At 72.9% G+C, this 24384-nt stretch carries 22 protein-coding genes; 11 read left to right on the forward strand and 11 right to left on the reverse strand.

Annotation, left to right across the window (positions count from 1 at the left end; all coding sequences use genetic code 11):
- The first annotated feature begins 50 nt into the window (after positions 1-50).
- Genes ACIP2X_RS32505 through ACIP2X_RS32520 form a run of 4 tightly spaced genes read left to right on the forward strand, consistent with a single transcriptional unit; the run spans position 51 to position 5575 of the window.
- Positions 51-1580 (forward strand): GMC family oxidoreductase, encoded by a 1530-nt coding sequence (locus ACIP2X_RS32505; RefSeq protein ID WP_401680029.1) that lies wholly within the window; start codon positions 51-53, stop codon positions 1578-1580.
- Complete coding sequence (locus ACIP2X_RS32510; protein ID WP_401680032.1) at positions 1580-2686, forward strand: glycine betaine/L-proline ABC transporter ATP-binding protein; 1107 nt, start codon at positions 1580-1582, stop codon at positions 2684-2686. Before ACIP2X_RS32505 ends, ACIP2X_RS32510 begins: the two co-directional genes overlap by 1 nt.
- On the forward strand, positions 2686-4620 hold the full coding sequence (locus tag ACIP2X_RS32515) for an ABC transporter permease (RefSeq protein ID WP_401680035.1): 1935 nt from the start codon (positions 2686-2688) through the stop codon (positions 4618-4620). The genes ACIP2X_RS32510 and ACIP2X_RS32515 overlap by 1 nt, the downstream gene beginning before the upstream one ends.
- A 1-nt stretch (position 4621) precedes the next feature.
- Positions 4622-5575: an ABC transporter substrate-binding protein gene (locus ACIP2X_RS32520; RefSeq protein WP_401680038.1), complete on the forward strand. Its 954-nt coding sequence runs from the start codon at positions 4622-4624 to the stop codon at positions 5573-5575.
- 3 nt (positions 5576-5578) lie between these two features.
- Here ACIP2X_RS32520 and ACIP2X_RS32525 read toward each other — a convergent pair whose 3' ends face one another.
- From ACIP2X_RS32525 to ACIP2X_RS32535, 3 genes are read right to left on the reverse strand one after another with little or no spacing between them, the layout of a single operon-like run.
- The gene (locus ACIP2X_RS32525; RefSeq protein WP_401680041.1) at positions 5579-6307 is read right to left on the reverse strand and encodes an isocitrate lyase/phosphoenolpyruvate mutase family protein; all 729 of its coding nucleotides are present in this window, start codon (positions 6305-6307) and stop codon (positions 5579-5581) included.
- Positions 6304-6750 (reverse strand): carboxymuconolactone decarboxylase family protein, encoded by a 447-nt coding sequence (locus ACIP2X_RS32530; protein WP_401680044.1) that lies wholly within the window; start codon positions 6748-6750, stop codon positions 6304-6306. The genes ACIP2X_RS32525 and ACIP2X_RS32530 overlap by 4 nt, the downstream gene beginning before the upstream one ends.
- The gene (locus tag ACIP2X_RS32535) at positions 6747-7253 is read right to left on the reverse strand and encodes a carboxymuconolactone decarboxylase family protein (protein ID WP_401680047.1); all 507 of its coding nucleotides are present in this window, start codon (positions 7251-7253) and stop codon (positions 6747-6749) included. The genes ACIP2X_RS32530 and ACIP2X_RS32535 overlap by 4 nt, the downstream gene beginning before the upstream one ends.
- Before the next feature lie 46 nt (positions 7254-7299).
- On the opposite strand from ACIP2X_RS32535, the gene ACIP2X_RS32540 reads away from it, so the two are divergent.
- Positions 7300-8733 (forward strand): PLP-dependent aminotransferase family protein, encoded by a 1434-nt coding sequence (locus tag ACIP2X_RS32540; RefSeq protein ID WP_401680050.1) that lies wholly within the window; start codon positions 7300-7302, stop codon positions 8731-8733.
- 266 nt (positions 8734-8999) lie between these two features.
- Here ACIP2X_RS32540 and rocD read toward each other — a convergent pair whose 3' ends face one another.
- Complete coding sequence (rocD, locus tag ACIP2X_RS32545; protein ID WP_401680053.1) at positions 9000-10220, reverse strand: ornithine--oxo-acid transaminase; 1221 nt, start codon at positions 10218-10220, stop codon at positions 9000-9002.
- 225 nt (positions 10221-10445) lie between these two features.
- Between rocD and ACIP2X_RS32550 the strand changes: the two genes are divergently transcribed.
- Positions 10446-11894 (forward strand): glycine hydroxymethyltransferase, encoded by a 1449-nt coding sequence (locus tag ACIP2X_RS32550; protein WP_401680056.1) that lies wholly within the window; start codon positions 10446-10448, stop codon positions 11892-11894.
- Between the two features lie 104 nt (positions 11895-11998).
- Here the strand turns inward: ACIP2X_RS32550 and ACIP2X_RS32555 are convergent, their stop codons facing one another.
- The 4 genes from ACIP2X_RS32555 to ACIP2X_RS32570 form a co-directional block, all read right to left on the reverse strand.
- Entirely contained in the window at positions 11999-12703 is a 705-nt protein-coding gene (locus ACIP2X_RS32555; protein ID WP_401680248.1) for a hypothetical protein, read from the reverse strand.
- Positions 12704-12738: 35 nt separating this feature from the next.
- Positions 12739-13428, reverse strand: coding sequence for a hypothetical protein (locus ACIP2X_RS32560; RefSeq protein WP_401680251.1), 690 nt, complete (start codon positions 13426-13428; stop codon positions 12739-12741).
- Positions 13429-13641: 213 nt separating this feature from the next.
- Entirely contained in the window at positions 13642-14565 is a 924-nt protein-coding gene (locus tag ACIP2X_RS32565; RefSeq protein ID WP_401680059.1) for a hypothetical protein, read from the reverse strand.
- Positions 14558-15160, reverse strand: coding sequence for an RNA polymerase sigma factor (locus ACIP2X_RS32570; protein ID WP_401680062.1), 603 nt, complete (start codon positions 15158-15160; stop codon positions 14558-14560). The genes ACIP2X_RS32565 and ACIP2X_RS32570 overlap by 8 nt, the downstream gene beginning before the upstream one ends.
- A 558-nt stretch (positions 15161-15718) precedes the next feature.
- Here ACIP2X_RS32570 and trpS point away from each other — a divergent pair.
- Together trpS and ACIP2X_RS32580 are read left to right on the forward strand one after the other, a co-directional pair.
- Complete coding sequence (gene trpS / locus ACIP2X_RS32575; protein WP_401680065.1) at positions 15719-16732, forward strand: tryptophan--tRNA ligase; 1014 nt, start codon at positions 15719-15721, stop codon at positions 16730-16732.
- 203 nt (positions 16733-16935) lie between these two features.
- The gene (locus ACIP2X_RS32580) at positions 16936-17514 is read left to right on the forward strand and encodes a 2'-5' RNA ligase family protein (RefSeq protein WP_401680068.1); all 579 of its coding nucleotides are present in this window, start codon (positions 16936-16938) and stop codon (positions 17512-17514) included.
- Between the two features lie 35 nt (positions 17515-17549).
- Here the strand turns inward: ACIP2X_RS32580 and ACIP2X_RS32585 are convergent, their stop codons facing one another.
- Together ACIP2X_RS32585 and ACIP2X_RS32590 are read right to left on the reverse strand one after the other, a co-directional pair.
- Positions 17550-18305 (reverse strand): decaprenylphospho-beta-D-erythro-pentofuranosid-2-ulose 2-reductase, encoded by a 756-nt coding sequence (locus ACIP2X_RS32585; RefSeq protein ID WP_401680071.1) that lies wholly within the window; start codon positions 18303-18305, stop codon positions 17550-17552.
- Between the two features lie 126 nt (positions 18306-18431).
- Complete coding sequence (locus ACIP2X_RS32590) at positions 18432-19862, reverse strand: FAD-binding protein (RefSeq protein WP_401680074.1); 1431 nt, start codon at positions 19860-19862, stop codon at positions 18432-18434.
- A gap of 245 nt (positions 19863-20107) precedes the next feature.
- Here ACIP2X_RS32590 and ACIP2X_RS32595 point away from each other — a divergent pair, with 245 nt between their 5' ends.
- Complete coding sequence (locus ACIP2X_RS32595; RefSeq protein WP_401680076.1) at positions 20108-21043, forward strand: YihY/virulence factor BrkB family protein; 936 nt, start codon at positions 20108-20110, stop codon at positions 21041-21043.
- Positions 21044-21261: 218 nt separating this feature from the next.
- Here ACIP2X_RS32595 and ACIP2X_RS32600 read toward each other — a convergent pair whose 3' ends face one another.
- The gene (locus tag ACIP2X_RS32600) at positions 21262-22560 is read right to left on the reverse strand and encodes a D-alanyl-D-alanine carboxypeptidase family protein (protein ID WP_401680254.1); all 1299 of its coding nucleotides are present in this window, start codon (positions 22558-22560) and stop codon (positions 21262-21264) included.
- A 103-nt stretch (positions 22561-22663) separates the two neighbouring features.
- Here ACIP2X_RS32600 and ACIP2X_RS32605 point away from each other — a divergent pair, with 103 nt between their 5' ends.
- Positions 22664-22903 carry an SCO4848 family membrane protein gene (locus tag ACIP2X_RS32605; RefSeq protein ID WP_401680079.1) on the forward strand — a complete coding sequence of 80 codons (240 nt, stop codon included), beginning with the start codon at positions 22664-22666 and terminating at the stop codon, positions 22901-22903.
- A gap of 37 nt (positions 22904-22940) precedes the next feature.
- Entirely contained in the window at positions 22941-24272 is a 1332-nt protein-coding gene (locus ACIP2X_RS32610; protein WP_401680082.1) for a metallophosphoesterase, read from the forward strand.
- Positions 24273-24384: the final 112 nt, after the last annotated feature.

Genomic DNA, 24384 nt, shown 5'->3' on the forward strand with positions numbered 1-24384 from the left:
CGTCCCGCCCCCGTCCCCACCCCCCACTGGAACACCGGAGTTACGACCCCATGTCCGAGAACACCCATAGCTACGACTACGTCGTCGTCGGCGGCGGGACCGCCGGCTCCGTGATCGCCGCCCGCCTCACCGAGAACCCCGACGTCACCGTCGCCGTCATCGAGGGCGGCCCGAGCGACGTCGACCGCGAGGACGTCCTCACGCTGCGCCGCTGGATGGGCCTGCTCGGCGGCGAGCTCGACTACGACTACCCGACCACCGAACAGCCGCGCGGCAACTCCCACATCCGGCACAGCCGCGCCCGGGTCCTCGGCGGCTGCTCCTCCCACAACACCCTCATCGCCTTCAAGCCGCTGCCGTCCGACTGGGACGAGTGGGAGGCGGCCGGCGCCGAGGGCTGGGGCGCCGTGCAGATGGAGGCGTACTACGCGCGGCTCCAGAACAACATCGTCCCGGTCGACGAGAAGGACCGCAACGCCGTCGCCCGCGACTTCGTCGACGCCGCCCAGGCCGCGCTCGGCGTGCCCCGCGTCGAGGGCTTCAACAAGAAGCCGTTCACCGACGGCGTCGGCTTCTTCGACCTCGCCTACCACCCCGAGACCAACAAGCGCTCCTCGGCGTCCGTGGCGTACCTCCACCCGGTGATGGACGAGCGGCCCAACCTGACGCTCCTGCTGGAGACCTGGGCGTACCGGCTGGAGCTGGACGGCACCCGCGCCGAAGGCGTCCATGTGCGCACCAAGGACGGCGAGGAGATCCTCGTGCGCGCCCGCAAGGAGGTCGTGCTGTGCGCGGGCGCGGTCGACTCGCCCCGGCTGCTGCTCCACTCCGGCATCGGCCCGAAGGCCGACCTGGAGGCGCTCGGCATACCCGTGGCGCTCGACCTGCCCGGCGTCGGCGAGAACCTCCTCGACCACCCCGAGTCGGTGATCGTCTGGGAGACCGACGGCCCGATCCCGGAGAACTCCGCGATGGACTCCGACGCGGGCCTGTTCGTGCGCCGGGACCCCGAACACGCGGGCCCCGACCTGATGTTCCACTTCTACCAGATCCCCTTCACCGACAACCCCGAGCGCCTGGGCTACGAACGCCCGCCGCACGGCGTCTCGATGACCCCGAACATCCCCAAGCCGAAGAGCCGCGGCCGGCTGTACCTGAAGAGCGCCGACCCCGCAGAGAAGCCCGCGCTCGACTTCCGCTACTTCACCGACGAGGACGACTACGACGGCCGCACCCTCGTCGACGGCATCCGCATCGCCCGCGAGATCGCGCGGAGCGAGCCGCTGGCGGGCTGGCTGAAGCGTGAGGTGTGCCCCGGACCGGACGTCACGAGCGACGAGGAGCTCGGCGAGTACGCCCGCAAGGTCGCGCACACCGTGTACCACCCGGCGGGCACCTGCCGGATGGGCGCCACCACCGACGAACTGGCCGTGGTGGACCCGGAGCTGAGGATCAGGGGACTGCGGGGCATCCGGATCGCCGACGCGTCCGTGTTCCCGACGATGACCGCCGTGAACCCGATGATCGCAGTGCTGATGGTCGGGGAACGGGCCGTGGAACTGATCGGAGGGGGCGCGTGATGACCGACACCACTGTGAGCGAGGCCGCCGTCGGCAGCACCGGGGCGGACGCCCCCGTGTTCTCGGTGGACGGACTGTGGAAGGTCTTCGGACCGAAGTCCGACCGGGTGCCCGCCGACCCCGAACTGACCGCCCTGCCCGCCGACGAGCTGCGGGCCCGCACCGGTTGCACGGCCGCCGTCCGCGACGTCTCCTTCGACGTGCGCAAGGGCGAGGTCTTCGTCGTCATGGGCCTGTCCGGCTCCGGCAAGTCCACCCTGGTGCGCTGTCTGACCCGGCTGATCGAACCGACGGCCGGGACCATCGCCATCGACGGCGAGGACGTCCGCGCCATGGACCGGGCCCGGCTGCGCGAACTGCGCCGGCACCGCGCCGCGATGGTCTTCCAGCACTTCGGCCTGCTCCCGCACCGCACCGTCCTCGACAACGTGGCCTACGGCCTGGAGATCCAGGGCATGGGCAAGGCGGAACGGCGCGAGAAGGCGGCCGAGGTCGTCGCCAAGGTGGGCCTCGCCGGCATGGAGCAGCGCAGGCCCGGCCAGCTGTCCGGCGGCCAGCAGCAGCGGGTCGGCCTCGCACGTGCGCTGGCGGTCGACCCGGAGGTGCTGCTCTTCGACGAGCCGTTCAGCGCCCTCGACCCGCTGATCCGGCGGGAGATGCAGGAGGAGGTCGTCCGGCTCCATCGCGACGAGGGCCGCACGATGGTCTTCATCACCCACGACCTGAGCGAGGCGCTCAAGCTCGGTGACCGGATCGCCCTGATGCGCGACGGCCGGATCGTCCAGCTCGGCACGCCCGAGGAGATCGTCGGCTCGCCGGCCGACGACTACGTCCGCGAGTTCGTCCGCGACGTGCCCCGCGAACAGGTCCTGACCGTGCGCACCGCCATGCGGCCCGCGTCCGCGCAGGAGGCGGGGGCCGGACCGGCGGTCGCCCCGGCGGCGACGGTGTCCGAGGCCATCGAGGCGGTCGCGCGCAGCGGCGGACCGGTCCGTGTGGTCGACCAGGGCCGCTGCCTCGGGGTCGTCGACCACGAGGGGCTGCTGGGCGTCGTGGCCGGTACGGAACCCCGTACCGTCCCGGGGCCGGGCAAGGAGGTGGTGTGATGGCCACCGTCACCGCCTCGGCGCCCCGTGCCGTCCCCGCCCTGCTCAGGAACCGTGTCGTCGTCAAGCTCGTGCTGCTGGCCCTGGCCGCCGCGATCCTCGTACCGCTGGCCGACGCCCGCTGGGCGAGCGGGAGCTGGCCCGACGCGCTCACCGTCGACCTGACGCAGCCGCTGACCGGCGCCAGCGACTGGATCATCGACAACCGGGACAGCCACCCCCTGTTCCTCTACTTCTTCGGCCACGTCAGCAACGCGGTCGTGCTGTCCGTACGCGCCGTCTACCTCGGCCTGCTCGCCATCGGCTGGCTGGGCGTCACCGCGCTCGGCGCCTTCCTGGCCTGGCGCGTCGCGGGTGTGCGGCTAGCGCTCGGCACGGCCGCGGCGTTCCTGGCCTGCGGCCTGCTCGGCATGTGGGTGCCGACCATGCAGACCCTGGCCCTCATGGTCGTCGCGGTGCTGGCGTCGGTGGTCGTCGGCGCCCTGCTCGGCCTCGCCGCCGGACTGTCCGACCGTATGGACCGCGCGCTGCGCCCGCTGCTCGACACCATGCAGGTGCTGCCCGCGTTCGCCTATCTGCTCCCGGTCGTCCTGGTCTTCGGCATCGGAGTACCCGCCGCCGTCCTGGCCACCGTCGTCTACGCCGCCCCGCCGATGGCCCGCCTCACCGCCCTCGGCCTGCGCGGCGCCGACAAGGGCGTCCTGGAGGCGGTGGAGTCGCTCGGCGCCACCTCGCGCCAGCGCCTGCTGACGGCCCGCATTCCGCTGGCCCGCAAAGAACTCCTGCTCGGCCTGAACCAGACGATCATGATGGCGCTGTCCATGGCCGTCATCGCCTCCGTGATCGGCGCCGGCGGTCTCGGCGACCGTGTCTACCAGGCGCTGGCCTCGGTCGACGTCGGCGCGGCCCTCGCCGCGGGCATCCCGATCGTGCTCCTGGCCGTCGTGCTGGACCGCGTGACCGGGGCCGCGGGCAGCGGCACCGGCGAGCGCCCGCACGCCGGATGGCCCTACGTCCTGGCCGGCGCCGTGGCCGCCGCGGTCGCCGCCCGTCTGCTGGGCCGTGCCGACTGGCCGGACGCCTGGACCCTGAACATCGCCGAGCCCGTCAACCGTGCCGTCGACTGGATGACCGCCCATCTGTACTCGGGTGTCCCGGTCGTCGGCGGCACGGCCGACTGGGCCGGCCACTTCACCACCTGGGTTCTGGACCCGCTGCGCGACGGCCTGCAAGGGCTGCCGTGGTGGTCGGTGCTGCTCGTCGTCGCCGCCCTGGCCTGGCTGATCGGCACCTGGCGCACCGCCCTGACCGCCGTGCTCGCCATGGCCGCGATCGGTGTCCTCGGCGTCTGGGAGCCCTCCCTGGACACGCTCTCCCAGGTCCTCGCCGCCGTCGCCGTCACCCTCGTCCTGGGCTTCGCGACCGGCATCGCGGCCGCCCGCAGCGAACGCTTCGAGCGTGCCCTGCGCCCCGTCCTCGACGTCTTCCAGACGATGCCGCAGTTCGTGTACCTGATCCCGGTCGTCGCGCTGTTCGGCGTCGGCCGTGCCCCGGCGGTGGCCGCGGCCGTCGTCTACGCGCTGCCCGCCGTCGTGCGCATCACCGCCCAGGGGCTGCGGCAGGTCGACGCCGCCGCCCTGGAATCGGCCCGCTCGCTCGGTGCGACCGGCGCACAGCAGCTGCGCCAGGTCCAGCTCCCGCTGGCCCGCCCGGCGCTGCTGCTGGCGCTCAACCAGGGCGTCGTGCTCGTCCTCGCCGTCGTCATCATCGGCGGCCTGGTCGGCGGCGGTGCCCTCGGCTACGACGTCGTCTTCGGCCTCGCGCAGGGCGACCTCGCGACCGGTCTGGTGGCCGGCGGCGCGATCGTCTGCCTCGGGCTGATGCTCGACCGGGTGACACAGCCGACGGAACGCCGTGCGAAGAAGGGAGCCTGACATGCGTACGCGTACGACCGTCCTCGCGGCGGCGGGGCTGCTCGCCCTGACCACCGGCTGCGGTGCCGCCGACATGACCAAGCAGGCCTCGCCCTTCGCGAACGCGCAGGGCACCAAGAGCCTGACGCTGTCCGTGCAGTCGTGGGTGGGCGCCCAGGCGAACGTCGCGGTCGCCCAGTACCTGCTCGAACACGAACTCGGCTACCACGTCGACACCGTCCAGATCGACGAGGTCCCCGCGTGGGACGCCCTCAGCCAGGGCCGCGTCGACGCGCTCCTGGAGGACTGGGGACACCCCGAGGAGGAGCAGCGCTACGTCAAGGACAAGAAGACGATCGTGGGCGCCGGCGACCTCGGGGTCACCGGGCACATCGGCTGGTACGTCCCGACCTACTTCGCCGAGCGGCACCCCGACGTCACCGACTGGAAGAACCTGAACAAGTACGCCGACCAGTTCCGCACCCCGGAGAGCGGCGGCAAGGGCCAGCTGATGGACGGCTCCCCGTCCTACGTCACCAACGACAAGGCGCTGGTGAAGAACCTGGACCTGAACTACCAGGTGGTGTTCGCCGGGTCCGAGGCCGCGCAGATCACGCAGATCAAGCAGTTCGCCAAGGAGAAGAAGCCCTTCCTGACCTACTGGTACGCACCGCAGTGGCTGTTCAAGAAGGTCCCCATGACCGAGGTGAAACTGCCCGCCTACAAGGAGGGCTGCGACGCGGACCCGGCCAAGGTGGCCTGCGCCTACCCGCACACACCGCTGCAGAAGTACCTGAACGCCGACTTCGCGAAGGACGGCGGGGCGGCGGCCCGGTTCCTGAAGAAGTTCCGGTGGACCACCGAGGACCAGAACGAGGTCTCCCTCATGATCGCCGAGCAGAAACTCAGTCCTGAGGAGGCGGCCGGGAAGTGGGTGGACCGCCACGAGTCCACATGGAAGCAGTGGCTGTCCTGACGCTCACGCCCTCGCGGTGACCTCGGCCGCGATCCGGCGCAGCGCCTCGGTGGCGCGGCGCTGGAGTCCCGGCCCGAAGGTGATCCTCGTCGCCCCTCGCTCGCCCAGCTCGGCGAGCGAGGGGCCCGCCCCGTCCAGCCGCGCGAACGCGTTGATCGGACCCTCGATCCCGGCCCGCAGCAGCGGCAGCACCTCGGGCGGCGCCCCGATCGGGTACACGCAGTCGGCGCCCGCCGCGACGTACGACGCGGCCCGCTCGAGAGCCCGTTCGGGGTCCCCGTCCCCGTACAGGAACGTGTCGATCCGGGCGTTGACGAACAGGCTCGCGCCCGCCGCCGCCCGCACCTCGGCCAGCCACCCGGCGTGCGCGTTCGGGTCCTTGAGGACGCCGTCGGCGGAGTCCTCCAGATTGCAGCCGGCGACGCCCGCCTCCAGCAGCCGCTCGACCAGTTCCCGAGGCGCGATCCCGTACCCGTCCTCGACATCCGCCGACACCGGCACGTCCACCGCCCGCGCGATCCGGGTGACCGCCGCGAACATCTCGTCCGCGGGCGTCTGCCCGTCCTCGTACCCGAGCGAGGCCGCGACCCCCGCGCTGGGCGTCGCGAGCGCCGGGAAGCCGGCGTCCACGAAGGCCCGGGCACTGGCCGCGTCCCACGGCCCCGGGAGGATCAGGGGGTCGGCCGGGTCGGGCCGGCGGTGCAGCGCGCGTAGCGTCTCCGTCTTCCTCACCACTCCACACTGCCCACCGGGATGCGCCGGCTCACCATCAACCGGTTCCAGCTGTTGATCACGGTGATCAGCGCGACGAGATGGGCCAGTCGGCGCGCGTCGAAATGCTCCGCCGCCCGCTCGTACACCTCCTGCGGCACGAAGCCGTCCGTCAGGACGGTCACCGCCTCCGTCAGGGCGAGCGCCGCCCGTTCCCGGTCGTCGAACAGCTCCGGTGCCTCCTCCCGGGCGGCCAGCAGGTCGAGTTGCCGTGCGCTCACCCCGAGCCCGCGGGCGATCGAGAGATGCATGTCGAGGCAGAACGCGCAGTGGTTCAGCTGGGAGGCGCGGATCTGCACCAGTTCGGCGAGCGCGGGATCGCCGAGCCCCCGCTTGGCGGCGGCGCTCATGCCCTGCAGCGCGGTGCGGACCGCCGCGTCCAGATGTGTGGTGCGTACGGTCACTTGTGCCGCCCCGGCCGGTAGTGGCCCGGCACGGGACGGCAGGTCACACCGAACCTGTTCCACGCGTTGATCACGGTGATCACGGCGATCAGCCGTGCCAGCTCGGCCTCCTCGAAGTGCTTCGCCGCCCGCTCGTACACCTCGTCCGGCACGAAGCCGTCCGTCAGGACGGTCACCGCCTCCGTCAGCTCCAGCGCCGCCAGCTCCTTCTCCGTGTAGAAGTGCGCCGACTCCTCCCAGGCGTCGAGCTGGACGATCCGCTCCACGCTCTCGCCCGCCGCCAGCGCGTCCTTGGAGTGCATGTCCAGGCAGAAGGCGCAGTGGTTGAGCTGCGAGGCACGGATCCGCACCAGCTCGCGCAGCTTCGGGTCGACGCCCTGCTGTGTGGCCGCGTCCAGCCGGACCATCGCCTTGAACACGTCGGGGGCGAGCGCCGCCCAGTCCAGACGCGGGGCGGGCTCGGGGGCGTGGCCGACGCTCCCGCCGTGATCGTTCGTAGTCATGCGCCGACCCTACGAGTGAGGCAGCCCAGGAGTATGGTCCACTTCCATGGCGAAACCTCGGGCCACTCTGGGCATTGACCTGCACCTCGAACCGGCCGGGCCGGGCCTGCGCCGTGGTCTCACCGACGCGCTGCGCGAGGCCGTCCGCACCGGCCGCCTCACCCCGGGCGTCCGGCTCCCCTCCTCCCGCTCGCTCGCCACCGATCTGGGCATCGCCCGCAACACCGTCGCCGAGTCCTACGCCGACCTCGTCGCCGAGGGCTGGCTCACCGCACGGCAGGGCTCCGGCACCCGGGTCGCCGACCGCACCGTCCCCCCGCCGCCCGACCCCCCGGCACCGCGGCGCCGGGAGCCCGTCCGCGCCGCCCACAGCCTCGTCGCCGGCGCCCCCGACCTCGCCTCCTTCCCCCGGGCCGACTGGCTCAAGGCCACCCGCCGCGCCCTGACCGCCGCCCCGAACGACGCCCTCGGCTACGGCGATCCCCGCGGCCGCGTCGAACTGCGCACCGCGCTCGCCGACTACCTCTCCCGCGCCCGCGGCGTCCGCGCCGACCCCGACCGCATCATGATCTGCGCCGGATTCGCCCAGGGCCTGCGCCTGCTCGCCGAGGTCTTCCACACCCGCGGCCTGCGCACCCTCGCCGTCGAGTCCTACGGCCTGGACGTGCATTGGGACCTCGTGGAACGCGCCGGCCTGCGCACCCTCCCGCTCCCCTTCGACGCACACGGCACCCTGCCCCAGGCCCTCGACTCCCGCCCCGGGCGAGCGGCGGGGCGCACCCTCGGCGCCGGCCTCGCCGCCACACGGGCCGTGCTGCTGACGGCCGCCCACCAGTTCCCCCTGGGCGACGCCCTGCGCCCCGCGCACCGGGCCGCCGTCGTGGACTGGGCGCGGCGCACCGGCGGACTGATCCTGGAGGACGACTACGACGGAGAGTTCCGCTACGACCGTCAGCCCGTCGGCGCCCTCCAGGGGCTCGACCCGGACCACGTCGTCCATCTCGGCACCGCCAGCAAGTCCCTCGCCCCCGGCCTGCGGCTGGCCTGGATGGTCCTGCCGGCCTCGCTGGTACCGGAGGTCGCCGAGTACGCCGGCGGCCCCACCACCGGGGTCCTCGAACAGCTGACCCTCGCCGAGTTCCTCACCTCGGGCGCCTACGACCGCCATGTCCGCGCCGCCCGCCTGCGCTACCGGCGCCGCCGCGACGACCTGATCGCCGCCGTCACCACCCACGCACCCGACGTCCGCGCCACCGGCATCGCGGCCGGCCTGCACGCCCTCCTGCGTCTCCCGCCCGGCACCGAGCAATCGGTCGTCCGCGCGGCCCACTGGCACGGCGTCGCCGTCCACGGCCTGTCCCGCTACCGCCACCCCGCGGCCGCGGACCCCCACTTCGACGCCCTGGTCGTCGGCTACGGGACCCCGCCCGACCACGCCTGGAAGGGCACCCTGGAGGCCCTGTGCAAGGCGCTGCCCTGAGCGGCCCTGCGACCACCCCCGGCCTCGGCGGCGCCCGCGCCGCCCCGGCCGCCCGGCCGACGAGAACGACCCGGCCGGCCCTCGACAACCGGTGAGCGTTCCCGGCCTCAGCACCCGCAGATGAGCCCTCCCGGGCCATGGCGCACGGTGAGTCCTCCGGGCCTCGGCGCACGGTGAGTCCTCCGGGCCTCGGCGCCCGGTGAGCCCCCTCGGCCCGGTCGGTGAGCCCCCGGCCTGGGCGCCGGCGAGTCCCACCCACCCGGCTCCTACGCGTCGGATCCCTCCACACCCAGCACGGCGCGGAGTTGGGCCAGCCCCCAGTCCAGGTCCTCCTCGCTGATGACCAGTGGCGGCGCGAGCCGGATCGTCGCACCGTGGGTGTCCTTCACCAGCACACCCCGGTCCATGAGCTTCTCGGACACCTCCCGCCCGGAGCCGAACCCCGGAGGGATGTCCACACCGGCCCACAGCCCGCGCCCGCGCACCTGCGACACCCGCCCGGTGCCTCGCAGCGCCGCCAGCTCGCGGTGCAGATGCCCGCCCAGCTCGGCCGCCCGCGCCTGGTACTCGCCCGACCGCAGCATCGCGATCACCTCCAGCGCCACCGCGCAGGCCAGCGGATTGCCGCCGAACGTCGACCCGTGTTCCCCGGGCCGGAACACCCCGAGCACCTCCGCCGAGGACACCACCGCGGACACCGGCACGATCCCCCCGCCCAGCGCCTTCCCCAGCACGTACATGTCCGGCACGACACCCTCGTGCTCGCAGGCGAACGTCCGTCCCGTCCGCCCCAGCCCCGACTGGATCTCGTCCGCGACGAACAGCACCCCCCGCTCCCGGGCCAGCTCCCGCACCGCCGGCAGATAGCCGGCCGGCGGCACGATCACCCCCGACTCGCCCTGGATCGGCTCCAGCAGCACGGCGACCGCGTTCTCCGTCATCGCCGCCCGCATCGCCGTCAGGTCCCCGTACGGCACGATCTCGAAGCCCGGTGTGTACGGTCCGAAGTCCGCCCGCGCCTCCGGGTCGGTGGAGAAGCTGATGATCGTCGTCGTACGGCCGTGGAAGTTGCCCGCCGCGACCACGATCTTCGCCCTCTCGGCGGGCACGCCCTTGACCCGGTACCCCCACTTCCGGGCGGTCTTCAACGCGGCCTCCACCGCCTCCGCGCCCGTGTTCATCGGCAGTACCATCTCCATCCCGCACAGCGACGCCAGCTCCGTGCAGAAGGCCGCGAACCGGTCGTGGTGGAAGGCGCGGGACGTCAGCGTCACCCGTTCCAGCTGCGCTTTCGCCGCCTCGATCAACCGCCGGTTGCCGTGCCCGAAGTTCAGCGCGGAGTAGCCGGCCAGCAGATCCAGATAGCGCCTGCCCTCGACGTCCGTCATCCACGCCCCGTCGGCCGTGGCCACGACCACGGGCAGCGGGTGGTAGGTGTGCGCGCTGTGCGCTGCGGACCCGGCGATGTGGCTCTCCGTGGCGTTCACGGCGACTCCCGGACATGAGACGGAGCCCCCTTCCTATCGTCGCTCGCATGGTGGACTGGGGAACTGGACCTTCCGGCGCGCCCGGTAGGCTGGCCGCGGGCCGTGACTGGCGCGCTGGGATGGGACCGACCATCGGGGAGCGGCCTGGAACAGTGAGCGAGTGCCGTGCGCCTGGGCCGAACCGTGAACCGTGACCGCTGTAAGCCACGCCGCCCGGAGGCCGAGATGTCAGAGCAGCCCCTCTCCACCGAGTCCACCGCCTTCCGTTCCGCTCTGGATGTGATCCGCGCCGTCGAGCCGCGCGTCGCCGACGCGATCGGCCAGGAGGTGGCCGACCAGCGCGAGATGCTCAAGCTCATCGCCTCGGAGAACTACGCGTCGCCGGCCACCCTCCTCACGATGGGCAACTGGTTCAGCGACAAGTACGCCGAGGGCACCGTGGGCCGCCGCTTCTACGCCGGCTGCCGCAACGTCGACACCGTCGAGGCGCTGGCCGCGGAGCACGCCCGCGAGCTCTTCGGCGCCCGCCACGCCTACGTCCAGCCGCACTCGGGCATCGACGCCAACCTCGTCGCCTTCTGGGCCGTCCTCGCCGACCGTGTCGAGGCCCCCTTCCTGGAGAAGACCGGCGTCCGCCAGGTCAACGACCTCTCCGAGGCCGACTGGTCGGAGCTGCGCCAGGCCTTCGGCAACCAGCGCATGCTCGGCATGTCCCTGGACGCCGGCGGCCACCTCACCCACGGCTTCCGCCCGAACATCTCCGGCAAGATGTTCGACCAGCGCTCCTACGGCACGGACCCGGCCACGGGCCTGATCGACTACGACGCCCTGCGTGCCCAGGCGCGCGACTTCAAGCCGCTGATCATCGTCGCCGGTTACTCCGCCTACCCGCGGCTGGTGAACTTCCGGATCATGCGCGAGATCGCCGACGAGGTCGGCGCCACGCTCATGGTCGACATGGCGCACTTCGCCGGTCTCGTCGCCGGCAAGGTCCTCACCGGTGACTTCGACCCGGTCCCGCACGCCCAGATCGTCACCACCACCACCCACAAATCGCTGCGTGGCCCGCGCGGCGGCATGGTCCTGTGCGACGACTCCCTCAAGGACCAGGTCGACCGCGGCTGCCCGATGGTCCTCGGTGGTCCGCTCCCGCACGTCATGGCCGCCAAGGCCGTCGCCCTCGCCGAGGCCCGTCAGCCCTCCTTCCGTGACTACGCCCAGCGCATCGTCGACAACTCCCGCGCCCTCGCCGAGGGCCTGACGCGGCGCGGCGCCACCCTGGTCACCGGCGGCACCGACAACCACCTCAACCTGATCGACGTGGCCTCCTCCTACGGCCTCACCGGCCGCCAGGCCGAGGCCGCCCTCCTCGAGTCCGGCATCGTCACCAACCGCAACGCCATCCCGGCCGACCCCAACGGCGCCTGGTACACCTCCGGCATCCGCGTCGGCACCCCCGCCCTGACCACCCGCGGCCTGGGCACCGCCGAGATGGACGAGGTCGCGGGCCTCATCGACCGTGTGCTTACCACCACCGAGCCCGGCACCACCAGCAAGGGCGCGCCCTCCAAGGCCCAGCACATCCTGGACCCGAAGGTCGCGGACGAGATCTCCCACCGCGCCACCGACCTCGTGGCCGGCTTCCCGCTGTACCCGGAGGTCGACCTCGGCTGAGGCCTCCGGCGGTTCCGGGGAGCGGCCCCTGTCGCGTGGCCGTCGGGACCTCGCGGTCCGACCCCTTCCGCTCCCCGCCGCCGATCAGAGGTCGCTCAGGTCGCTCAGAGGTCGATCAGCTCCTGACGTGGCTCCACTCGCGGCGGTCCGGCTCCCGGCTGGGCCGCCGCGCGGCCTATCAGGCGCGTGCCGCCCACCCCGAGCGCCAGACCGGCCGCCAGGCCGGGTATCGCCCACCAGATGCCCGGTAACGCGCCCGCCGCCGTCCTGGGCGCGGCCCCGCTCGTGGCCGTGCCCAGCAGTCCCTCGTCGTCCAGCCGCTCGTACAGCTGTCGTGGTGCCCGGTGCCAGCGGATGTCGTCGTCCGCCACGTCCGGCGCCGGGTCCGTGCGCACCCAGGGCGTGCCGTCCTCGGCGAGGAACAGCTGGTCCTGGCGCTCGATCGCGACGTCGCCGCCCGGGGCGCTGTTCGTCTGGGGATAGCCTCCGACACCCGTCAGACCCCACATGACGGTGATCCGCACCGGCGGATGCCGGCCCTCCGTCCATGGCGCCGGCACCCGCTCCGTTCCCGGATACAGCGGCTGGAGCAACTGCCAGAAGCGGGCGAAGCGCGATTCGCCCGAGCGCAGCACCGTCGTCCGGCCGGAGTCGCCCGCCGTGACCAGCGCCAGATCGGGCACGTCCGGGGAGCCTGGAGTCCGGGCCGCCGCCTCCGTCGCCGACAGCCCGCCGAGCGCGACCGCCAGCGCGGCGGCCGACGCGAGCCTGACCCACGTCGTCGTGCGTCGTCTCCCGCACCGGACCATCTCTCCGCCTCGCCTCTCTCGCTCCTGGTGCCTTCTCATAGATCACGCAGCTCCTGCCTCGGACCGGGCTCCGGTCGCAGCCGGGCCGTAGGGATGCGGCCGGCCAGCGGGCGCAGCGCCAGCGCGAGCACCGCGCCGGCTACGACACCCGGCAGCGCCCACCACCAGCCGGTGGTGCGATCCGGATCGGCGGCCGTGACGCGGGATGCGACGGCCTCGTCCGCGGGGCCCGAATCCGCGCCGGCTTCCGCGCCCGCCTCGGGGACCGTCGCCAGCTCGTCGTCCGGGGCCACGCCGGCGTAGCCCGTGTCCGACGCCGGGCCCATGACGCCCAGGTCCTTGAGCAGGGCGAGCAACTGGGTGGGGTTCTCGGCGCGGTGCCAGTGGCCCTTCATCGTCCGGGGCAGGTCGGCCGCCGTGTGTATCCAGATGTCCCGCTCCTGCGAGGAGGCGTAGAGCTGGTCGTGCCGCCAGGGCGTGATGTCGTGGAGCAGCCAAGTGACGTTGATCAACCGCCCGGCGGCCAGATCGGCCTCCGGCGGCTTGACCGCCGAGCCGGTGCGGGGGCCTTCCAGCAGGCGCTGCAACTCCCCGTACTCCTCCTCCGAGTTGTACAGCCCCGTCGCCTGAGCACTCTGCGGGGAGGCGACGAGCACGCTCGTCGGCCCGCCCGCCGAGGCCGACGGAGCGACCCCTGTCAGCAGGGCGAGCGTCGCCGTCAACATCCCTGCCACCACCGCCAGTTCACGACGCCTGCTCTTCCACCACATCACATGCCTGCGCATCCCAACCCCCAACCGGGCGATCCCGTGCGGCCCGCCCGCGAGCCGCGTGTCACTTCTGGTACACCGCCCGACCCCTGCCGGTTCCCATCCCGCGTCCCCGATGCGCAAGATTCTTCGGGGGGCCGGACGGAAGGCCGCGCCCTTGCTCGGCGTTCAGCCCTCCGCTTCCGGTTCGCCGCCCGTGCCCTTCTCCAGCGAGCGCGCCACCTCCAGGGCTCGCTCCCTCGCTGTCACACCCTCCAGCCGGAGCGTCACCTCCCTGCCCTGGGTCCGCTCGGCCCACAGCAGGGTGGGGCCCGCCGTGCGCTCCTCGCGGGTGTGGCGGGTGCCGTCCGCGTCCACCAGCCAGAAGCTGAGCAGATGGGGGCGGGGGAACCACAGGGCCGTGTCCGGTACGTCACCGGCCGAGGTGCCGGCGTTCAGGGAGAGCCATTGCGGCTGCTCGCGCACCGTCTTCGCGAAGGTCATGTCGAGACCAGCCGCGTACTGGTCGAGCCGTATGGTGCGCCCCCGCTCGGTCCAGCACAGGCTCACCAGGAAACGCCCCCGCGGCAGCGCGGACACCGACACCGCCTCGGGAGCGCCGAGCGCCTTTGGCACCAGCGGCTCGAAGCCCACCCGCCGGGCGGCCTGCGTGAGGGGGACCGACCGGCCGCAGCCGGGCACGTCGGCGCCGGGGGAGGGCTCCGCCGACGGGTCGTACCGCACCTCGACCCCGCCGAAGCCGAACCAGTCGATGACCGCGGCGCGCACCGGAGGCGTGAGCACCAGCACCGCGAGCAGACCGCACAGCGCCGCCGTCAGGGAACGCCTGCGGGCCCGCAGGCGGCGCCGCACCGCCCGCAGCCGCTCGGTGGGGCCCGGGGGCTCGGAAACCGGGACCGGCACCCGCTCGGCCAGTATCTGCCCCAGCACCCGCTCGACCATCGTCTCGGAGCCGCTCCCGGCCGGGTCCAGGGAACGCCCGAGCGCCCGCAGCTCCTCCGGCAGCCGGTCCGCACCGTCGCGGCCACCGCGCCCGCTGCCGGTGCGTCCGCTGCCGGTGCCGCGAGCACCGTCGTACGACCTGTCACCCACGCTCGTCACCCCCTTCCCGAGGCTGGAGGTCCGGCAGCAGCCGGCCCATCTTCCGCAGTGCTCGATTCAGCCGGGACTTCACCGTGCCCCGGGGCCAGCCCAGGGCCTCGGCGGTCTCGGACTCGTCCATCTCCAGGAGATAGCGGTACGTGACGACCAGGCGGTGCTCCTCGCTCAGTTTGTCCAGGGCCGCCACCAGGGCGGCACGGCGCTCCGTCTCGAGCGTCGCGACCGCCGGGTCGGCCGCCTCCGGTATCAGCGGCTCGGCCCCGGCGTACGCCGCCTCGCGGCCGGCGAGCGTGCGCTGGCGCGCCGCCGTCCGCACTGTGTTCCTCGTCTCATTGGCGACGATCGACAGCAGCCAGGGCCGGAACGCCGAGCCGCCCCTGAACCGGCCCAGCGCGCAGTACGCCTTGACGAACGCCTGCTGCACGACGTCCTCCGCGTCCGCACCGGCCCCGAGCGCCGCGGCCGCCCGCAGGGCGATGCCCGTGTGGGCACGCACCAGCTCCGCGTACGCCTCCGGGTCTCCGGCGCGTACGCGGGCGATCACCGCGGCCTCATCGACGATGCGGCCCCCCTCCCGCGTCCTCACGCTCTTGTTACACCGCTCGGCGCGAATCGGTTCCCACCCGTGCGGGACCGAGTTTGGACCGGTCGCACAGCGGTCCCCGAGCGGCCCCGGCCCGGAAACGAGGGGCGGTCCCCGGCCCGGAGCGAAGGGCGGCCCCGGCCCGAAGAGATCGGCGGCCCCGGCCCGGAGAGATGGGCGGCCTCCGGCCCGGAGTGAAGGGCGGCCCCGGCCCGTAGAGATCGGCGGCCCCGGCCCTGAGAGATGGGCGGCCTCCGGCCCGGAGTGAAGGGCGGCCCCGGCCCGTAGAGATCGGCGGCCCCGGCTCGTAGAGATCGGCGGCCCCGGCTCGTAGAGATCGGCGGCCCCGGCCCTGAGAGATGGGCGGCCTCCGGCCCGAAGTGAAGGGCGGCCTCCGGCCCGGAGAGATGGGCGGCCCCCTGCCTTGAGTGAAGGGTGGTCTCCGGCATCGAGTGAAGGGCGGCGCCCGGAGCTGCGGGAAAGGCGGTCCCGAGCCCCGGCGAAATGCCGCCCCCAGCTCTGCGAGACGAGCTGTGCCCCAGCTCTGAGAGAATGGTGGACATGGCCTCTGATCGACCCCGTGTGCTCTCCGGAATCCAGCCCACCGCAGGCTCGTTCCACCTCGGCAACTACCTGGGCGCCGTCCGCCAGTGGGTGGCTCTGCAGGAGACCCACGACGCGTTCTACATGGTCGTCGACCTGCACGCGATCACGATCCCGCAGGACCCCGCGGAGCTGCGCGCCAACACCAGGCTCGCCGCCGCGCAGCTGCTCGCGGCCGGGCTCGACCCCGAGCGCTGCACGCTGTTCGTCCAGAGCCACGTCCCCGAGCACGCCCAGCTCGCCTGGGTCATGAACTGCCTCACCGGCTTCGGCGAGGCCTCCCGCATGACCCAGTTCAAGGACAAGTCCGCCAAGCAGGGCGCCGACCGGGCCTCCGTCGGCCTGTTCACGTACCCGATCCTCCAGGTGGCGGACATCCTCCTCTACCAGGCCAACGAGGTCCCCGTCGGTGAGGACCAGCGTCAGCACATCGAGCTGACCCGCGATCTCGCCGATCGCTTCAACGGCCGCTTCGGCCCGACGTTCACGGTCCCGAAGCCGTACATCCTCAAGGAGACGGCGAAGATCTACGATCTCCAGGACCCGGCGATCAAGATGAGCAAGTCGGCGTCCACGCCGAAGGGCCTGATCAACCTGCTCGACGAGCCCAAGGCGACGGCGAAGAAGGTCAAGAGCGCGGTCACGGACACCGACACGGTGATCCGCTTCGACCCCGAGGCCAAGCCGGGCGTCAGCAACCTCCTGTCGATCTACTCGACCCTCACCGGGGCGGGAATCGCGGAACTGGAGGAGAAGTACGTCGGCAAGGGCTACGGTGCGCTCAAGACGGATCTCGCCGAGGTCATGGTCGACTTCGTGACGCCCTTCCGGGAGCGGACCAACCAGTACCTCGACGACCCGGAGACGCTGGACTCGATCCTGGCCAAGGGCGCGGAGAAGGCGCGCGCCGTCGCGGCGGAGACCCTGGCACAGGCCTACGGCAGGGTGGGGTTCCTGCCGGCCAAGCACTGAGCCGGGCCGTACGCCCGCACCCCCCGGTCGTACCCCCACGACCCCGGGTCGTACGCCCGTACCCCCGCACAGCGCTGCACATCACTTCGGCTGCGCCTGCCCACGGCACGGCCGGAGCCGTACAGTCGATAGCCGGACGGCCGCGACAACGGCCACCTGTGCCCGCCCGAAAATGCGTACCCGACACGACGACAGGAGACGACGTGGGGACCGTAACGATCGGTGTGTCGATCGCGGTCCCGGAGCCGCACGGCAGCCTGCTCCAGCAGCGGCGCGTGGGCTTCGGCGACGCCGCGGCTCACGGTATCCCCACGCATGTCACCCTGCTGCCGCCGACCGAGGTCGACCACGCGGAACTGCCCGCCGTCGAGGCGCACCTCGCCGACGTCGCCACCGCCGGGCGCCCCTTCGCGATGCGGCTGTCCGGCACCGGGACCTTCCGGCCCGTCTCGCCGGTCGTGTACGTCCGGGTCGTCGACGGCGCCGAGGCCTGCACCTGGCTGCAGAGGCAGGTCCGGGACGCCTCCGGCCCCGTGGCACGCGAACTGCAGTTCCCCTACCACCCGCACGTCACCGTCGCCCACGGCATCGACGAGGCGGCCATGGACCGTGCCTTCGAGGAACTCGCCGACTACCAGGCCGAATGGGCCTGCACCGGGTTCGGTCTCTACGAGCAGGGCGCCGACGGGGTGTGGCGCAAGCTGCGGGACTTCACGTTCGGGGCGGCGGTGGTGCCTCCGCAGGCGGGACGCGTGGAGCGGGGCACCATCTCCAGCCGCTGAGCCTGTCCTGGGGAACGTGCGCCGGCGCCGGGCCGCTACAGCGGCAGACGCCGGAACACCCGGCGCGGAACGTGCCGCAGCGCCGCCATCACGAGGCGCAGCGCCCCCGGTACCCACACCGTCTCCGAGCGGCGGCGCAGGCCCAGTTCGACGGCCGTCGCGACCGCTTCCGGGCTGGTGGCGAAGGGGGTCTCGGCCAGATCCTCGGTCGTCTTCGAGCGGACGAACCAGGGGCGCACGACCATGACGTGCACCCCGGTCCCGTGCAGCGCGTCGCCCAGACCCTGGGCGAAGGCGTCGAGGCCGGCCTTGCTGGAGCCGTAGATGAAGTCGGCCCGGCGGGCGCGCTCGGCCGCGACGGAGGACAGGACGACCAGGGAGCCGTGCCCCTGCGCCTGCAACGCGCGGGCACTGACCAGGCCCGCCGAGACGGCCCCCGTGTAGTTGGTCTGCGCCACGCGGACCGCCCCCGCCGGGTCGCGCTCGTCCTGCGCCTGGTCGCCGGGGATCCCGAACGCGAGCAGCACCATGTCGATGTCGCCCTCCGCGAAGACCTTGCCGAGCACGGTCTCGTGGGACTCGGGGTCGAGCGCGTCGAAGGCGACGGTGTGCACCTCGGCGCCGCGGGCGCGCAGGCCTTCCGCGGCCTCCTCCAGGGCGGGAGAAGGGCGTCCGGCCAGCCACACGGTACGGGTCCGGCGCATGAGCAGACGGCGGGCGGTGGCCAGCGCGATCTCGGACGTGCCGCCGAGGACGAGGAGGGACTGGGGGAGACCGAAGACGTCCTTCATGACAGCTCCTGGGGAGGTGCGGGGTACGGGCTCGGCAGGGGGTTCGACAGGGGGTTCGATGCCGACCGGGCGGCGGGGAGGAGTGCGGCGGCGGGCCGGAGGGCCTTTGCGGTTGGGGCGGGTGGACTACAGCCCGAGTCGGCGGGAGAGGTCCGAGGTGAAGACCCCGCGGGGATCCAGCTCCGCGCGCAGCGCGCGGAACTCGGCGAGCCTCGGGTACATCGGGGCGAGCAGGTCGGGGCGGAGCCGGGAGTCCCCGGCGAGGCAGACCCGGCCCCCCGCGGCCGCCACCTCCTCGTCCAGTTCGTCGAGGAAGGCGGCGAGGCCCGGCAGGGCGGCCGGGATGTCCAGGGCCAGCGTCCAGCCGGGCACGGGGAAGGAGAGCCATCCCGGGGCGGCGTCACCGAAGCGTTCGAGGACGGCCACGAACGCGGGGCAGCGGCGTGCGGCGATACGCCGCACGATCCGGCTCAGGGTGTCCTCCTGGCCGTGCCCGACGACGAACCGGTACCGCACGACACCGCCCCGGCCGGGGAGCGGGTTCCGGTGCGGAACGCCGTCCAGGAGGGGGAAGAAGGCGGAGAGCCGCTGGAGTCGGGCGGTACGCGCGCGTGGCGCCTTCCAGAACCGCAGGTCGTTGAGCAGTCCCGCCGTACGACGGTTCAGCAGGCCCTCCGGCACGAGGCCGGGGAAGCCAGGCAGGCCGGCGAGGCCGGGCGCGGCGAGGGCGGCGGGGAGTTCGGTGAGGTGCGCGGGACGGGACGCCAGCGGGTCCCTCCGCGCGCGTGTGCCCCCGCGCAGCGCCTCCGACGGCGCGTGGTCGGCCCGGGTCAGCACCGCCCGCCCCGTGGCCGCGCCGCGGGCCAGCAGATCGATCCAGGCGGACGCGTAGGTGGGGCGGTGGGCGTCGGCCGTCAGGCGGGCGAGCAGATCGTCGAGGTCGTCGGCGCGCTCGGTCTCGACCCTCATCCACGCCGTCTCGACCGGCTGGAGCCGGAGGCCCGCCGTGAGGATGACGCCCGTGAGGCCCATGCCGCCCGCCGTCGCGTCGAACAGGGGCGTGCCCTGGGCGACGGTGCTGATCTCGCCGTCTGCGGTGAGGAGTTCGAGGGAGGGCACGTGACGGCTGAAGGAGCCGGCGGCGTGGTGGTTCCCGCCGTGGACGTCGGCGGCGATCGCCCCGCCGACCGTGACGTGGCGCGAGCCGGGTGTCACCGGCACGAACCAGCCGAGCGGCAGCAGCACTTGAGCCAGACGGTGCAGGGAGACGCCCGCGTCGCACAGGACGGTCCCGCCGGCGACGTCGATGGCGTGGACGCGGTCGAGGCCGGTCATGTCGAGGACCGTCCCGCCGGCGTTCCGCGCCGCGTCGCCGTACGCCTGCCCCAGGCCCCTCGGGATGCCGCCGCGGGCCCCGCAGTCCTGGACGGCCGCCACGGCCTCCTGATAGGTGCGGGGGCGGATCAGGCGGGCGGTGGCGGCCGTGGTGCGACCCCACCCCGTCGCGGCGGAGCGGGGGGCCGGGGGCGCGGTGTCGGGGGCGGTGTCGGCAGACATGGTGGTGACCGTAACGCCCCATGTGTCGTATCGATCCTGGAACATCCACCACCTACCCGGAATGGGTGATTAATGGGATGTCTCCCAATATTCACGTATTTCCGGGAGGTTGGCGCGAACAGTGCCGCGGTGTCGGTCACGAACTCCCGCTTCCGGGGCACCAGGACAGTGGAGTTCGGCATCGGCCGTGGGGCCGGCGGCCGCGTCGGCCGTATCGGCGGTGAAGCGGAGGGCAGGCTCGGATCATGGACTGGCTGAAAAGGCTCCCCGTCATCGGCCCCCTGGCCACTCGGCTGATGGTCACGCACGCGTGGCGGTCGTACGAGCGGCTGGACCGTGTGAAGTGGACACGGCTGGCCGCCGCGATGACGTTCACCAGCTTCGTGGCGCTGTTCCCGCTGCTCACCGTCGGCGCCGCGATCGCCGCCGCCACGCTGAGCACGGAGCAGCAGAAGGAGGTCCAGGACAAGATCGCCGAGCAGATCCCCGGCATCTCCGACCAGTTGAACATCGGCGCCCTGGTCGACAACGCCGGCACCGTCGGGGTCATCGCCGGCGCGCTGCTGCTGTTCACCGGCATCGGCTGGGTCGGCTCGATGCGTGACTGCCTGCGCGCGGTGTGGGAGCTGCCGGACGAGGAGGAGAACCCCCTCCTGCGCAAGGCGAAGGACACCGGCGTGCTGCTCGGACTCGGCGGTGCGCTGCTGGTCACGCTCGCCGCGTCCACCGTCGCGTCGGCCACGGTCGGCTGGAGCGCCCGCCGGACGGGCCTGGAGGAACACGGGTGGGGGAGCGTGCTGCTGCGCACCGCCGCGTTCGCCGTCGCCGTGCTCGCCGCCTTCCTGCTCCTGCTGTACGTCCTCACACTGCTGCCCGGCGTCGAACCGTCCCGGCGGCGGCTGGTGGTGGGCGCGTTGCTCGGCGCGGTCGGGTTCGAGCTGCTGAAGCTGCTGCTCAGCAGTTACATCCAGGGGGTCGCCGCGAAGAGCATGTACGGCGCGTTCGGCGTTCCCGTCGCGCTGCTGCTGTGGATCAACTTCACGTCGAAGCTGGTCCTGTTCTGCGCGGCGTGGACGGCGACGCCGAGCAAGGAGGCGGAGGCCGAGCACGCGGAGGCCGGCGGGGCCGACGGCATCGACGGGAACGGCATGGCGGGCGCGGCCGTTCCCGGCGGAGGCTGACCAGCGACCCCCGCGCACGCCGTCCGCTCCCGCGGCCCCCCGCTCACACCTCGAACGGCACCCCGGCCACGCCTGGCCGACGACCACTGGCCACGCCTGGCCGACGCCCACCGGCGGCGCAGGCATCCCCCGTTGACCAGCTCACCGCCTTTGCAGGCCACCCCGGCTCGGCTGGCTCACCGCCTACGCAGGCACCCAGGCTCGCCCGGCTCCCCCGTTCACCGCCTGCGCAGCGGCCACCGCCGGTTGACCAGGACCGCGCCGGCCGCGATCAGTGCAAGGAGTCCCGCCGTGACGGCGAGGGCGATACCGACGCCGGTGGAGGCGTTCCCGGCCGTCGAGCTCGCCACCGGCTTGCCCGACTCCCCGGCGCTCCCGGAGCCCCCGCCCGCCTCGCCGGACGCGGCCCCCTCGGAGGCGGACGCGGTGGCGCCGGACTCGGCGCCCGCCGCGCCCCTGGGCGGCACCAGCTCACCCACCGGCTCCACCTTCCCGGCCGCCTTGAAGCCCCAGTCGAACAGTCGCGCGGTCTCCTTGTAGACCTGGTTGTGCTCGCCCTTCCCGGGGTTCATCACGGTCACGAGCAGCACCTTGCCGCCCCGTTCCGCGACGCCCGTGAACGTGGCGCCCGCGTTGGTGGTGTTGCCGTTCTTGACGCCCGCGATCCCCTGGTACTGGGAGATGTCGGAGTCGCCGGTCAGCAGCCGGTTGGTGTTCTGGATCTCGAAGGTCTCGCGGACCGGCCGGCCCTTCTTGTTCTTCGTGGTCTGCCCCGGGAACTTCGCGCTCACCGTCGAGCAGTACTCGCGGAAGTCCTTCTTCTGCAGCCCGGAACGGGCGATCAGCGTGAGGTCGTACGCGGAGGAGACCTGTCCTGCGGCGTCGTAGCCGTCGGGGGTGATCACATGCGTGTCGAGGGCCTGGAGCTCCTCGGCGTGCCGGTTCATCTCCTGCACGGTGTTGCGGACGCCCTTGTTCATGGCGGACAGCACGTGCACGGCGTCGTTGCCGGAGCGCAGGAAGACACCGAGCCACAGGTCGTGGACGGTGTACGTCTCGTTCTCCTTTATCCCGACCATGCTGGATCCGGAGCCGATGCCCGCCAGGTCGGTCGGCGCCACCTTGCGGGTCATCGTCTTGGGGAACTTCGGCAGCAGCGTGTCCGCGAACAGCATCTTCAGGGTGCTCGCGGGAGCCAGCCGCCAGTGCGAGTTGTGCGAGGCGAGCACCTCGCCCGACTCGGCGTCGGCGATGATCCAGGAGCGTGCGGAGACGTCCTTGGGCAGCACCGGGACCCCGCTCGCCAGGTTCACCTGCGTCCCCGGACGGCCCAGTCGCGCGCCGCCCACCGTCGACATGTTCGCCGGGGGAGTCGCGGACGGGCTGGTCGAGGAACTCGGTGACGGGCGGGGCGCCGCGAGAGCGGCGGGCGCGGTCAGCGAAACGGTCAACAGGGTCGCGGATGCGAGCAGCAGGGAGCGCCGGGCGGTCGTTTTCGGTGCGCGGGCGGTCTTCATCGGTGCGGGCACGACCGAGAACGTACATGTACGGTCCCCGGAAGTCCCGTCGCCCGCCCCACCCCGGCGTACGAACCGGACACCCGGCGGTGATACTGAACGCATGAAACTCAGCCGCCCGATCTCCTGGTTCCTGCTCGCCTTCGGGGTGTGGAGTTGGGTCATCTGGGTCACTTTCGTCAACAACCTGATCAAGGACAGCAGCGGGCTGGCTTTCGAGGACGGTCGACCGACGGCGTACTTCTGGGTGCATCTGACGCTCGCCGTCGTCTCCCTCGTATTGGGGACGGTCGTCGGGGTCATCGGGTTGCGCGGAGTGCGCGCACTGCGCCGCAAGTCATAGCAATCCGCAGGACCTTGGCCAAGGAGAGAACAACGGCATGGTGATCGTCTTCCTGCTCGTCGTGGTGAGCGTCATCGTCGGGGCGAACTGGTACGTGTGGCGCCGCCTGTTCCGCGACACCACCCGGACCCCGGGCGGGCGCCGGGCGGGCGCGGTGGTGCTCGCGGGCGGCTGGGCGCTCGCGATCGGCGCACTGGTGGCCGAACGCGCCGGCGCGCCCTTCTGGCTCCAGCGCACCCTCGCGTGGCCGGGCTTCCTGTGGCTGGCGCTCTCGATCTATCTGCTCCTCGGCGTGGTGGCCGGTGAGGTCGTACGACCGCTGCTGCTGCGTCTGCTGGAGCGCCGGGACGCGCGCCGAGGGCCGGCCGACGCCGGAGTGGCACGCCCCGCGCCGCGGCCCGAGCCGATACCGGCAGGCGCGCCGCCCCAGGAGGCCGTGTCGCAGGAGCCGCCCGACGGGCCCGTCCCCGACGAGCCGCCCACGGAGGGCGCCGGCCCGGAGACCGGGACGACGACCTCCGGCGAGGAACCGGCGCACTCCGGCCCCTCCCGCCGGCTGTTCGTCTCCCGTGTCGTCGCGGGTGCCGCCGCCGCGGCGGCCGTCGGCACGGTCGGTGCCGGTACCTACGGCGTCCTCGACGGTCCCGGCGTCAAGCGCGTCACCGTTCCGCTGGCCAAGCTCCCGCGCGCGGCACACGGTTTCCGGATCGCCGTGGTCAGCGACGTCCACCTGGGCCCGGTGCTCGGCCGTGGCTTCGCCCAGAAGGTCGTGGACACGATCAACAGCACCCAGCCGGACCTGATCGCGGTCGTCGGTGACCTCGTCGACGGCAGCGTGAAGGACCTGGGCCCCGCGGCCGCGCCCCTGGCCCGGCTGCGCGCCCGGCACGGTACGTACTTCGTCACCGGCAACCACGAGTACTTCTCCGGCGCCGGGCAGTGGATCGAGCAGGTGCGGCGGCTGGGCATGCGCCCGCTGGAGAACGCGCGGACGGAACTTCCCTGGTTCGACCTGGCGGGCGTCAACGACGTCGCGGGCGAGAGCGAGGGACAGGGCCCCGACTTCGCCCGGGCGCTCGGCGACCGCGACACCACGCGCGCGTGCGTGCTCCTGGCCCATCAGCCGGTCCAGATCCACGAGGCCGTCGAGCACCACGTGGACCTCCAGCTCTCCGGCCACACCCACGGCGGTCAGCTCTGGCCCGGCAATCTCGTCGCGGCGGCCGCGAACCCGACGCTGGCGGGCCTGGAGCGCTACGGCGACACCCAGTTGTACGTCAGCCGCGGCGCCGGCGCCTGGGGACCGCCCACGCGCGTGGGTGCACCCTCCGACATCACGGTGATCGAGCTGGCGTCGGCTCAGGCGTAGACCGCCCGCCGGCGACGGCCGGGCACTTCCGGGCGGGAATGCGTCCACCGCGCATTCCCGCACAGCCACCCCCTCGTGAACAGCGTGTGAAACCCCCCGGAAGCAAACACCC

The sequence above is a fragment of the Streptomyces sp. NPDC089424 genome, assembly GCF_044749345.1.
GTDB lineage: Bacteria > Actinomycetota > Actinomycetes > Streptomycetales > Streptomycetaceae > Streptomyces.